Genomic DNA, 15593 nt, shown 5'->3' with positions numbered 1-15593 from the left:
TTGAATTTAATGTATGTGCCTGCACTGGTTTTATTTTCGATATTTATTTTTTATCCGCTCCTTAAAGGTGTTCAGGTATCCTTTTATAACTGGAACGGTTTTTCGCAAAACATGATTTGGGTGGGCCTCGAGAAATACAAAATGATGTTTTCAGATCCCAAAATGATCACAACATTCAAGAATACGCTGATTTATGGTTTGGGAAGCACATTGTTCCAAAACATACTCGGTCTAGCTTATGCGCTGTTTCTTGATCGCCAGATTAGAGCAAAGTCGCTTATACGTACCGTTGTATACCTGCCGGTAATTATAAGTCCACTCATTATGGGTTATATCTGGTATTTCATCTTTCAGTACAACAATGGCGCTTTAAATGATTTGACTGCATTGTTCGGACATGCGCCGGCTGATTGGCTCTCGAACGGACCGATGGCAGTGTGGATTATCACATTTGTGAATACCTACCAATATATGGGCGTTGCAATGATTATCTTTTTAGCCGGTTTGCAATCTATTCCAAAAGACTATTACGAAGCGGCGGAGATCGACGGTGCTCGTTGGTTCGCTCGTTTCAAAAATATAACTTTACCTCTGTTGATGCCTGCTATTACGGTTAATATTGTAGTCAATATAATTGGAGGTTTGAAGCTGTTCGACGTCATTATTTCGATGACCAACGGAGGTCCCGGCTATGCTTCAATGTCGCTGTCCACGATGATGTACAACCTGATGTTTGCAAGGCAAGATGCTGGCTACGCTGCTGCGCTTGGTAATGTCATGTTTCTGATGATCTGCGTCATTAGCTTAACGGCGCTTTGGCTGCTGCGCAGGAAGGAGGTTCAGGCATGATCAGATTACCGAAATACATCGCCGCCCTTCTGATCGTCATTGTGCATATCATTCCATTTTATTTGCTGGTCAACATGGCCTTTAAGCCTTCGAGTGATTTGAGCTCGAAGTGGGCTCCATCCTCTACTCTTTATTTCGGAAATTTCGTCGATGCTTGGGAGCGAGCCGGCCTTGATACGGCTTTAATAAACAACATGATTATTACGGTATGTACGATGCTGCTTGGCATTCTGATCGGTTCGATGGCCTCTTACCCGTTATCAAGGTATAAGTCTAAATTGAACCAGGTCGTTTATATGGTTTGCGTATCCTGCTTAGTCGTTCCGGGGCTTACGATTCTTGTGCCTTTGTATAGGCTGGTCGTCGATGTCGGAGGCGTCAATACCCATTGGGCGATTATATTGGTTCATGTTACCTTTATTTTGCCAATGACGATATTTTTATATGCCGGGTTTGTAAGTTCCATTCCGAAGGAACTTGATGAGGCTGCTTTAATTGACGGCTGCAATCATTTTGAAATTTTTTACCGCATCATTTTTCCGTTATTGAAACCGATTACCGCAACGGTCGTCATTATTTTGGGCATGCAGGTATGGAATGATTACCAGTTCTCCGTGTTCTTCCTGCAAAACGTGCACTACCGCACGATTCCGGTTGCGCTGTCGTCCTTTATCTCGCAATTTCAAAGCAATATTAGCTGGGTTGCAGCCGGTTGCTTGATTGCGATGATGCCGATGACGATCATTTATATGTTTTTTCAGAAATATTTCATTAAAGGTATGGCAGACGGTGCGATAAAAGGCTAACCTACATCCAATGATTCATTCACCCCAGAGCAACGCGAGGCCTATGCATAGTCATAGGTCTTCTTGTTTTAGGGGTATTTTTTTAATGTAAATGTTAAAATTACACTATTTTGTTTAAAAATGATATTTATTTTCGGACAACGTTCAACAAACTAATCAAATACAATTATGGAGGAATGGTAATGAATGACAGCAGAAGGCCATTATGGCTAATAAACAAGTTCACGATGCTGGCAATGGCTTTGATCATCGTATTTAGTGGGCTTGGAATAACGGCGGCTCCAGTAGCACAAGCGGCTGAACCGGAAGAAGCAACTTATTTAAGCGATTTGAATTGGGTATCAGCCGTTAGCGGCTGGAAAACGGTCCAGCGAGACAAAAACGTGGATGGCAAGCCGATTTTAATGAACGGAACAACCTATACCAAAGGGCTCGGCCTTCATGCCAACTCGGATATTGTATACCAGCTGGATGGGCAATATTCGACATTTCGATCGATCATAGGTCCCGATGACAAGCACATTAACAATAGTGCCCGCGCAACGTCGGTAATCTTTTCGGTTTACGGCGACGGCGTCAAGCTGTTTGACAGCGGAGTTATGAGAATGTATCCCGAATCGCAGCCTACACCGATCAGCGTTGGAATAGCAGGCGTTCACGAGCTGCGATTGGTTGTGGATGGAGCTGGTGATCCTACCTCGAATCCGATACACAGCGACTGGGCGAACTGGGCGGAAGCGCGGGTCGTACGAACGATCGATCCTAGCACGATGCTGTCGGGCATTACGCTGGATAATGTAGGGTTAGCTGATTTTGCGAAAGAAAAATTGTGGTACGAGGTTGGACTTGCGGAGGACGCACCGATTCCGGTTGTTAAAGCGGCAGCGTTGGACGAAAATGCAGCGATAACCGTTAGCCAAGCGCAGAGCTTGCCCGGAGCAGCAACGATTTCTGTAACCAACAACTCTCATACAACAACCTATACGATCCAGTTTAAACTGAAGGATGTTGTGTTTCTCAGCGATTTGAATTGGACGGCAGCCTCAAGCGGCTGGCAGACCGTGCAGAAAGACAAAAGCGTAGGCGGAACAGCGATTAATTTACTTGGACATTCCTATGCGAAGGGGTTGGGTACGCATGCAAATTCGGTTATCAAGTATGAGCTGAATGGGAAATATACGAGGTTTAAATCGGATATCGGCTTCGACCACTCCCGGACGGGGAAAGAACCTTTTGCGTCAGTAAACTTCACCGTTAAAGCGGACGGTGTAACAAGATTCAATAGCGGCGTGCTCTCATCCGATCATCCTGTTGAATCATCCGTTGACATCTCCATAGAAGGTGTGAATTTACTTGAGCTTGTCGTATTGGATGCGGATGACGGCAATTCGAACGACTGGGCAAACTGGGCGAATGCAAGATTGATAACCGGGGAGCCTACCGGAACGCTGCTCAATCAAATTAAAGCAGATGGCGTACCGCTTGCGGATTTTTCAAAGGGACAGCTCGAATATATGCTTGTTTTGCCCGCTGGTTCGACAGTAGTACCGCAACTTACGGTTGAGAAGGAGAACGCGGAAGCAACGGTTCAAATCGAGCAGGCTGCTTCCATTCCAGGAACAACCGTCATTAAAGTGACGAAAGGCGCGAATGTTACGGAATACAAAATCCATTTCTCCCTCAAAGATCCGGGTTTGGACGTAGTGGAGCTATCAGCCGACAAATTGGACATCAATCCGCTGCTGACTCCAACTGAAGTTATTCAAACTCATGTAAGGGCTTTCAATGGTGATGGCACGGAAGTGGATTTCGATGACCCGAACGTTAAGGTCAACTACTCCATCGTTTCTCTCTATAAGAGCAGCAAGTTTGAGGTTGCCACAATCGACGATAACGGCGTAGTGCATCCGGTGAAAGATAACGACAATCATTGGGTGGGCGGCTCTGCGCGCGTTAAAGTTACCGTCATTTCAGGAGGTCGAACGAAAGAGGATGAAATGACGGTTGTCGTTCGGCCCTTCTATATTGATTACAGCAAGACGCTGGTCATGAAATATTTTTTAGCCAGAAACGGAAATGTAGAGTTGAACCTTGAAGAAGCGCTGGAAGCAACCAAGAAGATCGACATCTTGACGAGAGGAATTCCGAAAGTTGTTTATTTGGTCGGTTGGCAGTTCGAAGGCCATGACTCCAAATATCCTTCATGGGATCAAGTTAACGTTAAGCTTAAGCGGCCGCAAGACGAAACTGCGGAGCAGAGCTTGATCTGGTTAATGGAAGAAGCGAAGAAATACAATACTACGATAAGCCTTCATTTAAATATGACAACTGCCTTTCCGGATAGTCCGCTGTGGGACGAATATGTTGCTGCCGATCTGATTGGCAAGGTGAAAGGCTCCGCGGGTACTTATAACGGTGTAGAAGTAAAAGAAGGCGATTATTCCGTTTATGGCGGAAGCTATGCGATAACTTATTATAGAGATTGGAGATCAGGGCTGCTTCAGCAGCGAATTCAAAGGCTGCTTGAAATGCTTCCTCCGCTCAAGGATGGTGCTACCATTCATACGGATGCATTTCATCTTCAAGTTCCGCAATCAGCGAATCCGACAGGCCGGGCGTTAAATTTAAGCGAGTGGCATCAGCAGCTCGAAGGGTATACGAATGCCGACGAAGTAGAAACGATGAGGAATATTTTCCAGTATTGGCGTGACCAAGGGCTTGATTTAACTTCAGAGTTTGTAGATAGCTACCGCCAAGGCGAAGCGTTTGTGGGGCTGCAGCCGATGGCATGGCATTTCCGAGGCGTCGTTGCTCAAAAAAATTGGCTGATGAACGTTCCGGCTAATTTATATGTAGGCGGAAGAGGCGGCGATTTGCGCTATGGGTCCTCCATGCTTGGGGAAGGGCGCGTAAAACGAAACAATTTGCAAAACATGAACGGTTTTCTTGAAGATTTTGCACTTAACACACTGCCGTGGTATTACCTCAACCGTTTAGATCGAATATCCGACGACGGCGTGGTTGCACATTTCTCGAACGATGTAACAAGCTTTTACAACGGGGACAAATTAACGATTAAGCAAGGAGATAAAGTGCTGCAGAGCGGTGGAGATTTGTTTGTGCCATCGTTATGGACGAACAACGAGAAAGAAATCATGGCTTATAGCCTGAATGGCTATTCGAACGTGACCTGGTCGTTTCCTGATCAATGGGAAAATGTTCATGCCGTTGACACGTACAAAATAACGGCCGATGGCTTAGTTCCCGACCAATCCAATGTACCAATTACAAGCGGCACTATAACGCTTACGCTTGCTGCCAATACGGGACTTACCATTGTTCCGTCTGGAACGAATTTAAATGAAGTAAGCGGTGTCGTAATTAATAAAGAGCATTTAAGGCTTACGACCGGGCAAGAAGGAAACCTTGTGGCCACGGTACAGCCTGAACAAGCAACGAATAAAGGCGTCGTTTGGACATCCGGTGATCCAACCATTGCATCGATCGACCAAAACGGGAAAGTCACGGGTCTGTCTAATGGCACGACGGTAATAACCGTCCAAACGCAGGATGGAAAATACAGCCGCAGCAGCATCATCCAAGTTGCGCCGGAGAAGGTACAGCTGGTAAAAACTGACCTGCCCTCGAAGGTGTATTCCGGTGCACGAAGCATTTCATTGAGTACAGATACACCCGGAGCTTCTATTTACTATACCATTGGCGGATCAGAACCGAGTGAAGACAGTACCTTGTATACGGAACCGATTGTTTTGCCGCTTGGCGTTACCGTTATCCGAATGATTGCCATCAAAGATGGAATGAGCAGCAGCGACGTAACGGCTAATGCTTACACTATCTTGGAAGCGGATATCGAATATTTGAATAGTCTGATAGCGACAGCACAAGAGCTGCATCATATATCCGTTGAAGGCGATCAAATCGGACAGTACCCTGTCGGCGCAAAAACAGCGTTCCAAGCGGCAATTGACGCAGCGAAAGCGGCGGGAAGCAATGCGGAGATATCAACGGAGCAGATCAAGCAGACAGCTGCGCAATTAGAGTCTGCTATTCTAACCTTTAAGCAATCCATCATTAAGGAGCAGCCAAATCCTGGCGTTGCAGATCTTTGGTCGGTGAATCGACTCGTCACTGCCTCGGAGATTAGATCGGATCGGATCACTTTAACGTGGTCTGGCATGAAAGAGGGAGCAGCAGCTACCGGCTTCAAGGTTACTTGGGGCTCGAATGAAAAAGCGGTTGATGGTGACAAGTTGTCAACAACGATAACAGGGCTTACCGAAAGTACCAGCTATGCCTTTAAAGTGGAAGCAAGAGACACGGAAGGACTTTGGACGGTAAATGGCCCGAGCGTTTCAGCCAGCACAGGTAAAGTGCCGACTAATCCTGAGCCGAGTCCGAGCCCGAGCCCTACTCCGAGTACCGGGACGGGTAACGTAACGAACCCGCCAGTGGAAACGATACGTCAAGTAGAGGCGTCGGAATTGAATCCGAAGGACGGAAAAGTGGCATTAGCGCTGACAACGAACCAAACCATAGTGTCGTTGCCTGCTGCCGCCGGTCAGCTTGATGGAAATGTATTGGAGTTAAGCCGGACGGATGTGGTTATGTCGATTCCGCCTTCCGTTCTGAAAGCTCTTGCTGAGAAGGCAGGCGCTGCGGCTCAATCAACGCTGCGAGTGAAGCTGGAGCCGGTAAGCGTTTCAGCTTCAGCAGCTAAAGCAGGCGAGTCTTCTCATTTGAAGCTAGGCGATCATATCTATGAATTTGATTTATACCTGCTGACTGGTAATCAACAGGTTCGTCTCACCGAGTTTCCGGAACCGGTTCAATTAACGCTTCATTATGACCCATCACTTGTGGACTCGGAATTAGTCGGCGTGTACCATTTTGATGAAACATCGCATGAATGGGAATATATCGGTGGTCAAATCGATAAAAATAACAGACAAATCGAGGTGAAGCTGAACCATTTTAGCCAATATGCCCTGCTGGAAATGAACAAGCGGTTTAACGATGTACCAGAGAGCCACTGGAGTTACCGTGCGCTGCAGGTGCTTACAGCCAAACATATTGTAAAAGGTAAGTCGGATGATCAATTCAGCCCTGATTCGGATATCACTAGAGCTGAGTTTACTTCGCTTCTAGCGAGAGCCCTCGGCCTATCCACTAACTTGGAACCTGATGCATTTGTCGATGTTGCAGCGGATGCATGGTACGCGAAAGAGGTGAATGCTGCTTATGAGGCTGGCATTGTAACCGGTATGTCAGCAACGGAGTTTAAGCCTGACGGGCGATTGACCCGGGAGCAGATGGCGGCGTTACTGGTCCGGGCTTATGAGTATAAGTCAGGCCAAAGCATCGAATTTGGCGCTGAATTGCAGCGGTTCGCCGATGCTGACCAACTGTCGGAATGGGCAAAGGATGAAGCTTCCAAAGCGGTTGCGGCCGGTCTGATGCAAGGGAAAAGCGAAAATCTATTTGATGCCGGCTCAAAAGCGCAGCGAGCGGAAACGGTTCAAGCGATTTACAATTGGTTGAACGCCTTATAACGATAGCTGGCGAAACAAACCGGCTTGTAAGCTTATCCATAAAACAACAAAAACCGCTTCCTTTGGGAGTGGTTTTTGTTGTTTTAATGGATAAGCTTATGTCTAAAATTACGGATTGTCCGTGGGCAGGTGAAAAGTTCGAATATTAATCCGGTTATTTAAATAAGCATAAACCATACATCTAGAAAGCGCGTACATATAATTCCTTTTACGGTCAACTAGCAGTAAACAAACGAAGGAGGGGAAAAAGTGAGAACGAGTAAAAGAAAATTTATTCTGATCACAGCAGCTATCATGTGCGTTACTTTGTTATTCGGTTGTACGAGTAATAAGGAAACGACAAACGAACCCGCTAATACACAGACAGGGGAAGGGAATACCCAGACGACAAAGAAAACGATAACGATTACGTATAGAGATGACGGTATCGGTGAGGAAGGCGTGCTTTATAAATGGATTAAGGAAATATCCGCCAGTTATCCGAACAAAAATGTGGAAATCAAGCCAACGCCGATTCAAGCTTCTGAAGGCGATTATTTTGCCAAAATTGCTCTAGCGCTAAAATCCAAGGATACGGCGCCTGATATTGTAACGGAGGATACGTTTATTTTGAATTCCGATGCAAGCGCAGGATTTTTGGAGCCTTTAGATGAGAGATTAAAAGGTTGGGAAGACTGGACCAACGGTTCTTTCATTGAAGCGATGAAAAAAGGGGTTACGGCAAGCGACGGGAAAGTGTACGGCGTACCTTACAACACCGATTCCCGGGGTCTCTGGTACAACAAAGACATTTTCAAAAATGCAGGTTTACCTGAGGATTGGCAGCCCAAATCATGGGATGATGTCCTGAGTGCTGCAAGAACGATTAAGGAAAAAGCCGGTGAAGGCGTTGTTCCGATCTGGATGAACCTTGGCAAAGCTACCGGGGAAGCAACATCCATGCAAACCTATGAAATGCTCCTCTACGGAACAGGAGAGAGACTCTACGATAATGACAGCAGTAAATGGATCATTAAGAGTCAAGGCATATTGGATGCGCTGAGCTTCATTGAGACGGTTAACAAGGAGAAGCTTGGACCGCCGCTTTCTAAAGTATTGAATGGTCAGGCAGGCAATACTTCCTCACGTGAATATTTGCCGCAGGGCAAGCTTGGTATTTCGTTGGACGGCTCATGGATTACGGGCAACTATTTTGATACGGGCGCTTCACCGTGGCCGGAATATAAAGATGTGTTAGGCTTTGCGCCAATGCCGACGAGCAAAGGGCAAGCGCCTGGATCGATTACGCTTGCTGGCGGCTGGGCGTTATCTATCCCTAGCAATGCGCAGCACAAAGACGAGGCATGGGACTTTATCAAATATGCATTAGGCAAAGAGAATACCCAAAAGCTCGTTATTGCTTCAGGCAACATCACCGTCCGTGCCGACGTGGCCAAGGATCCTGGGTATACGAAAATGCCGTTTAATGAAATCGCGACGGAGTATTTGAAAAATGCGGAATTTAGACCGGCACAGGATAAATATCCTGAGGTTTCTACCCAAATCCAAACGATGGTTGAATCTGTGACTACGGGAACGTCTCCGGCAGATGCGCTGAAAAAGTATGCGCAGGATGTAACCAGAATTGTAGGCAAAGATCATGTAATCGAAAAATAAAAGTGAAAAGCTTGCTCAAGCAGATCCAATTAAGCGGGTTTGCTTGAGCATCCGCTTTTTTTGATTTTCAGCATGCGGGAGGAGAACGATGCATGAGCAGCTTGACGGGTAATGTTCTCATGAAGAAAAGAAAATCATATGCGTGGCTCTATTTTTTACTTCCATCGATTGCGATTATGCTCGTTTTTTTCATCTATCCGATTCTGTTGACGTTCTTTTATTCCTTCACGAATTTAGCCTTAACAGGGGAAGCGGCTAGAGAGCTTAAATTTATCGGGATCGATAACTATACGCGCATGTTTGAAGATCCGACGGTCAGAGTCAGCATTTGGAATACGCTTATTTTTTTGATAGGGTCTGCTGTTATAGGCCAACAGGTGTTAGGATTTCTGATTGCGCTTCTAATGAAACAGAAAAATAAGCTGTTCCGGCGCGTCGTTGGAACGATCGTGTTAGCAGGATGGGTTACACCTGAAATCGTATGCGCATTGTGCCTGTACAGCTTTTTTGGGGATGAAGGCACGCTTAATGCAATCATTACTTCATTTGGGCTTCCGGAAGTGCTCTGGCTGTATACGGTTCCGATGGTCACGATTATACTGGCTAACATTTGGCACGGTACTGCATTCTCCATGTTAGTGTTTCAAGCAGCGCTGGATGATGTGCCTACGGAGATTGAAGAAGCGGCAGTTGTGGACGGGGCATCGGGGTGGCAGATTTTAACGAAAATTACGATTCCCTACATAAAAGATACGATCACGACAAACATGATGCTTGTGACGCTGCAGACGCTCGGGGTATTCGGTCTCATCTACGCGATGACCGGCGGCGGGCCGGGAACTTCAACCACGACGCTGCCGATCTTTATGTATAATCAAGCCTTTGTTAACTATCAGCTTGGCTATGGAACAGCCATATCCTTATTGCTGCTCTTAATAGGTATTATACTTAGCTTGTTCTATATTCGCTCGATGAAAGAGTAAATGTACAAGGAGACTTCGTATGAATGCGAAACATCGCAAATTGATTTATCGAGTCCTGCCGTATACGATTCTTACTTTGATCGGGGTTTGTTTCTTACTGCCGCTTTTATGGGTTTTTGTCGCGTCAATCGATACCAATGCCATGCAATCGCTCAAAATGCCAAATAAGTTCACCGGAGGAAACTATTGGGATGTCATCACTAACCGTGTCAATCAGCGCGCATATGTGATTGGCTTGATCATGTCGGTTGGCCAAGCTATCCTCGTCGTCCTATTGGCGCTGCTTGCGGCATATCCGTTGTCTCGTTATCAAATGAAATATAAGAAGTCTTTTATGCTGACGATATTATTTATGACGTCCTTGCCGATTACGGCTGTTATGGTACCGGTTTATCAATTGTTTCTGAGCCTTAAATTGTATGATAATATTTTTGGCGTCATTTTATTTTATGTCGCTTCCTCGATGCCGTATGGCATTTGGATGCTGAAAAACTTTATGGATTCGGTGCCGAATGATTTGGAAGAAGCGGCATGGGTCGACGGAGCTTCTGTTTTCGTTGGCATTCGCAAGGTGGTTGCGCCATTAATGGTTCCGGGCATTTGCACGGTAGCCATTTTCACCTTTTCGGGGAGCTGGGGCAATTTCTTTGTCCCGTATATTTTGTTGCAAACACCTGAGAATTTCCCGGCTTCATTGAAGCTGTATCAGTTTTTTGGACAATACGGCATGGTGGAGTATGGGCAGTTAGCGGCGTTTTCTGTGCTGTACGCAATTCCTTCGGTTGTGATGTATATTCTCTCCCAGCAGTTTATGTCGAAAGGGTTTGGCCTGCAAGGCGGGACGAAAGGGTAAGCGAGTAAGGATAACATGCGATATCATAATTAAACATGCCTGCTTGGGCATGTTTTTTTGTGTGCTTTGATGCGCCTAGGGCGAGCGGGAATTTGGAAGCAGTTGCATAGAAATAAGCGCCTGCATTATAGTTTTAGACCAATAGCCAGATAGGTAAAAACCCTTTAAAATTAGATGTAGAATGATTAATAAATCGTAAACGATGCTCCGATAATGATCAGCAGAGAGTAAAAAATGATTGGCGTAAGGAAAGGCTTGAAATAGTTGCGTTCAATCTTAGTGCAAAGGAGTGATCGGTATGGATCTTTTAACGAAAGCGATAAAATTACGGGAAGCAGGACGGCTTGAGGAAGCGAAAACGATACTGTTTGATTTGGCAAGAGATGAGCCGCGTAACCCATCGGTATGGTATCAGCTCGCTTGGGTGCATGATGTAATGACTTTAGAGCGAGGCGCAGTATCCTATTACATTATCGCCATTGAACTAGGTTTGTCCGGTGAAGAAAGGCAAGGAGCGTTTTTAGGATTAGGAAGCACTTATCGTACTCTTGGCATGTATGAAAATGCGTTAAGCGTCTTTGAGGATGCGATAAAACAATATCCGGAGCGAAGAGAGTTTCAAGTTTTCTACGCGATGACCTTATATAATATGAAGGATTACGGACGAGCTATGGAGATTTTGCTCAAGCAATTAGCGGATACGAGTGATGATGAAGGCATTCAAGCTTATAAGAAAGCTATTCACTTTTATGCGGACAAGCTCGATCAGACCTGGAATTAATCGATTGCAATGGGGAGCAGCAAACGAGTATAAGCATTTATTCCCAGAAAAACGATGCTTCGTATGATACGATTGGTTTATTATTTTTCGGGAGGAATGCGTATTGCCTATTCGTTTGAAAACAGTGAGCGAGGAAAATTGGTTTGCTTGCACGAACCTTAAGGTAACTGAAGAGCAGCTTGCTGTGTTTCCGGCACCTGTCGTTTACTGGATAGCGGAGTCCAAATACGTTAAGAATTTTGAATTGCGTGCTGTTTATTTGGAGGATACCGTGATCGGTTTTATCGTTTATTGCGTTACGGCTGACGAGAACGGAAACTTCTGGATTCCGGCCCTTATGATTGACGAGAACGATCAGGGCAAAGGTTATGGCCGGGCAGCGATGGAGAAGTTGGTTGCTTATATGACTGATTCTTTGAATTGTAAAAGACTGATGATTGGCCACAGACCCCATAACGATATTGCGGCAAGGTTGTATGAGTCATTGGGATTCAAAAAAGTGAGTGATGACGCAATCGATGGCGAAATCGTACGTTTGCTGCAATTGCCGTGAGGAACCAATCGAAGGTATGTTATGGATTCAAGCTTGAGAGGGAGACCGCTGTTAGCGGTCTTTTTTTATGCGGAAAATGCCAAAAAAAGCATAGCTGGACATAGAAGTGATTGGTTAGTGGCAGGATAGGGTATAAGAATAACAAACCAATACCAATACATAAACAAGGAGGAACCATTATGTCGGAGTATAATCATGTGGTGGATAAAGACGGCGAGCTGTCGCTCGGCAAAATCGATCAAACGCTGGACCGTATGGACTCGGGGAAAAAGGATGAAATTTTACAAAACTTCGGAGAATTTAAAAGCTATCTCGCCAAGCGAATCGAGCTGGCTGAGAATGTGGGATTAAACGAGGAGCAGCTAGCCTTAGTTGCGCAGAAGGTTGCAGGTTATTTAGCGAAGCATGAAGATCCTCGCAATCGGGAGGAAAAGCTTCTGCAGGAGCTTTGGAAAGTCGGTACCGAAGAGGAGCAGCATAAGCTGGCTCACTTGTTGGTGAAGCTGGCGCAGTCAGAAGGGTAAGGCATTATCAAGGGGCAGTAGCGAAGGGGTAAGAACCTTTGCGACTGCCTCTTTTTTTATGGTTGGAGGTGGTGGTTTTGCAACATTAATTGGCAATGCATCGTTATGTTAATTATTGGAGCGGGGGGCTGAACTCTCCATATTAGAGGCCCCTTGATGCTTGGCTGCTTCGAGGAAACAGCAGCCTTATTCCGGCCGGCGCGCGGCAATTCATAATGGCGACGATAACAAGAAAAAGTCCCGTTATTTTCCAATAAAACATAGGTTTCAGAAGTTGTGGTAAAATGGGTTTTGGGAATAGGAAGCTACCTCGCATAAACGGATGGGTTGGACCCATTGCCTAGAGGTGATGAAGTTAAAGGGTTAGCATTGCGCAGCAAAAGTCTCCCAGCTTCGTCTTATCTTTCGCATGTGAATAATTAGGGAGGCATAATATTGAAGCGATTATACGCTATTTTGTTTATATTGCTGTGGGTGAGTGGTTGCAGCGTTGAAAAAGACTCGGAAAATGATGGGGAAGCTGCAACGATAATCAAACAGCAGACAGCTATAAAGGTGAATGAAGCAAATAAGATGCCCAAAGATATGCCCGGCAACTTTGATTTTATGGTTCGGTTTGGTTATGGCGAGGTTAATAAAAATGAGATTAATACGTTCCAAGGTACGGTAACAAAGGATTTAATCATGAACGGGACGGCATCTGCAAAAGTTACGTTTACGTTGGAAGAGAAGCGCAGCATCTATGCGAAAATGAGAGAAATAAACATTATGGGAGCGAAAGAGCTAATGCCCGCCAGCGTAGGCTGTGAGGTTGTCCCCTATAGTGAAGACAGCTGGGAAATCAATGTGAATGGTGAAACGAAAATATTTACATGGACGGACAAGCACTGCGAAATAACGAACGATGCCAAGCAAATGTTGGAGCTGCGCAGCTTCATCCAGCAAATCGTTGAGGCAAAAGAGGAATACAAAAAGCTGCCCGAATCCGAGGGTGGCTATGAATAGATTTTTTTGGTCATATACGCATTTCGGACCCGGATGGATGGCGAATCGTTTTGCAAAATTCAAGCGGATTAACCTAATTCGTGTGAATGGGCTGTAAAATCAGAATAGACAAAACCCGCAGGCTGCGTGATCGCAACATGCGGGTTTTGTTTATTTCCTATTCCTTAACCGCACCAATCGTTATGCCTTTAACAAAGTAACGCTGCAGGAAAGGGTAAACGAGCAGGATGGGCAAAGCACCGATAAAAATTTGCGATGCGCGAATGGTACGCTGAGACATATTAGCTACCATTGCAGGATCAAACTTCGTCAAATCGGCTTGCACGATAATCGTCTGCATGAAGCTGGCGAGCGGCAGCCTTTCAGCTTCTTTAATATAGATCAAACCGTCAAAATAAGCGTTCCAATGGCCGACCATCGTAAATAAGGAAACCGTCGCAATGGCTGGCAAGGAGATGGGCAAATAGATGGTGAAGAATGAGCGGAAATGGCCTGCACCATCCATAAAGGCAGCTTCTTCAAGATCCTTAGGTACGGTGCGGAAGAAGTTAAGCAGCAAAATGATATTAAACACCGCTACCATGCCCGGAAGAATAAGCGCGAACAGTGAATTCATAAGGCCAAGCTTCAGGATCAGGATATAACCCGGGATCAAGCCTCCGCTGAACAACATCGTAATGACAAAATACCAGAGATAAATGTTGCGAGCACGGAATACGCGGGTATCCTTGGAGAGGGCGTATGCCGCTATGAGATTGACGAACATCGCCATCGCCGTTCCGAGTACGGTCCGCTGCACGGATACCCAAAGGGACGAGAGGAAGTTGGCGTTGTCAAACGTTTTGGCATAGGCCTCAAATGTAAAGCCGATCGGCCAAAACGTAACCAAGCCAGCGTTGGCAGGCGCGGTTGAGCTTAAGGAGACCATCAGCAAGTGGTAGAGCGGCAGCAAGCAGAGAACAGATATCGTAGCCAAAAAGACATTGTTGAAAATCGTGAAAATACGATAAGATAACGTTTTGTGGTACATAGGTGGTCCCCCTTTCTAGAAGATGCGATAGCCGGCCAATTTATAGGCAAGTCGGTAGGATATGATAATTAGAATAAGGCTGATTAATGATTTGAACAGGCCAACCGCTGTAGCGAAGCTGAATTGCCCGCTCAGCAGACCTTCACGATAAACGAAAGTATCGATAATATCTCCCTGCTTATAAATCAGTGGGCTGTATAAGTTGAACACCTGGTCAAAGTTCGCATTCAGTACGTTGCCTAGCGCCAAAGTCGCAACAACGATAGCGATCGGTATAAGAGAAGGTATGGTCAGATGCATCGTTTGCTTCCAGCGGCTCGCCCCATCAACCTCAGCGGCTTCGTAAAGCGCGGGATTAATGCCTGCCAGCGCAGCTAGAAAAATAATGGTATTGAAGCCAAATTCCTTCCATACGTCGCTTGATATGATTACAAATCGGAACCAATTGCCATCGCCTAAGAAGAAGATGGGCTTGATGCCGAATACATTCGATAGAAATTGATTGATGAGACCGGTCTGGGCAAGCACATCAATGAGAATACCTGCAAGCGTGACCCAGGACAGAAAGTGAGGCAGGTAAACGAGCGTTTGAATGCCCCGTTTCAGCCCTGAATTTCTAACCTCGTTCAGCAATAAGGCGAAAATAAACGGAATAAACAAATTCATTACAATTTTGCTGCAAGCAAAGAGAAGGGTATTCCATGTAATCTGTAAAAAATATTCATTTTCCAGCATATAGCGAAAATGTTTAAGGCCGACCCACGGGGAACCGGAAATGCCGAGCCCTGCTTTATAATCTTGAAATGCCATGACGATGCCCGTCATGGGCAAATAAGAAAAGACGAAAACCAATAGGACAGCCGGCAAAACCATAAAATGAAGCATCCAAGGCTGCTTGTAGCCGCCTTTTGTTTTCTCACGCCGAGTGCTCTTAAGGCTCAGTTGTTTAGTCGTATTTGTGTCCATAGCTCTCTCCTGTTCCA

General features: G+C 45.7%; 12 protein-coding genes. 10 read left to right on the top strand and 2 right to left on the bottom strand.

The genetic code is table 11. The features are described from left to right. The first annotated feature begins 9 nt into the window (after nt 1–9). The 10 genes from A7975_RS13055 to A7975_RS13010 all read left to right on the top strand — a co-directional run bounded on the left by A7975_RS13055 (nt 10) and on the right by A7975_RS13010 (nt 13580). Nucleotides 10–849: a carbohydrate ABC transporter permease gene (locus A7975_RS13055; RefSeq protein ID WP_141680325.1), complete on the top strand. Its 840-nt coding sequence runs from the start codon at nt 10–12 to the stop codon at nt 847–849. Next, a complete protein-coding gene (locus tag A7975_RS13050; protein WP_065385372.1) occupies nt 846–1655 on the top strand; it encodes a carbohydrate ABC transporter permease in 810 nt (269 codons plus the stop codon). Before A7975_RS13055 ends, A7975_RS13050 begins: the two co-directional genes overlap by 4 nt. Nucleotides 1656–1837: 182 nt before the next feature. Then, nucleotides 1838–7225: an NPCBM/NEW2 domain-containing protein gene (locus A7975_RS13045; protein ID WP_065385371.1), complete on the top strand. Its 5388-nt coding sequence runs from the start codon at nt 1838–1840 to the stop codon at nt 7223–7225. Nucleotides 7226–7519: 294 nt separating this feature from the next. After that, entirely contained in the window at nt 7520–8881 is a 1362-nt protein-coding gene (locus A7975_RS13040; protein ID WP_053377909.1) for an ABC transporter substrate-binding protein, read from the top strand. Between the two features lie 92 nt (nt 8882–8973). Continuing rightward, a complete protein-coding gene (locus A7975_RS13035) occupies nt 8974–9864 on the top strand; it encodes a carbohydrate ABC transporter permease (protein ID WP_053377130.1) in 891 nt (296 codons plus the stop codon). 19 nt (nt 9865–9883) lie between these two features. Continuing rightward, entirely contained in the window at nt 9884–10717 is an 834-nt protein-coding gene (locus A7975_RS13030) for a carbohydrate ABC transporter permease (RefSeq protein ID WP_053377129.1), read from the top strand. A 298-nt stretch (nt 10718–11015) separates the two neighbouring features. Then, nucleotides 11016–11498 (top strand): tetratricopeptide repeat protein, encoded by a 483-nt coding sequence (locus tag A7975_RS13025; RefSeq protein WP_053377128.1) that lies wholly within the window; start codon nt 11016–11018, stop codon nt 11496–11498. A 103-nt stretch (nt 11499–11601) separates the two neighbouring features. Beyond that, complete coding sequence (locus A7975_RS13020; protein ID WP_082198175.1) at nt 11602–12051, top strand: GNAT family N-acetyltransferase; 450 nt, start codon at nt 11602–11604, stop codon at nt 12049–12051. 179 nt (nt 12052–12230) lie between these two features. Next, nucleotides 12231–12575 (top strand): DUF3243 domain-containing protein, encoded by a 345-nt coding sequence (locus A7975_RS13015; RefSeq protein WP_053377127.1) that lies wholly within the window; start codon nt 12231–12233, stop codon nt 12573–12575. A 435-nt stretch (nt 12576–13010) separates the two neighbouring features. Then, nucleotides 13011–13580: a hypothetical protein gene (locus tag A7975_RS13010; RefSeq protein WP_053377126.1), complete on the top strand. Its 570-nt coding sequence runs from the start codon at nt 13011–13013 to the stop codon at nt 13578–13580. Nucleotides 13581–13737: 157 nt separating this feature from the next. Here the strand turns inward: A7975_RS13010 and A7975_RS13005 are convergent, their stop codons facing one another. Both A7975_RS13005 and A7975_RS13000 read right to left on the bottom strand, forming a co-directional pair. After that, nucleotides 13738–14610, bottom strand: coding sequence for a carbohydrate ABC transporter permease (locus A7975_RS13005; protein ID WP_053377125.1), 873 nt, complete (start codon nt 14608–14610; stop codon nt 13738–13740). 15 nt (nt 14611–14625) lie between these two features. After that, nucleotides 14626–15576 carry an ABC transporter permease gene (locus tag A7975_RS13000; protein ID WP_053377124.1) on the bottom strand — a complete coding sequence of 317 codons (951 nt, stop codon included), beginning with the start codon at nt 15574–15576 and terminating at the stop codon, nt 14626–14628. Nucleotides 15577–15593 lie beyond the last annotated feature (17 nt).

This window comes from Bacillus sp. FJAT-26390 (genome assembly GCF_001682865.1).
Classification (GTDB): domain Bacteria; phylum Bacillota; class Bacilli; order Paenibacillales; family Paenibacillaceae; genus Pristimantibacillus.
This window is presented reverse-complemented; position numbering and strand designations above follow the sequence as displayed.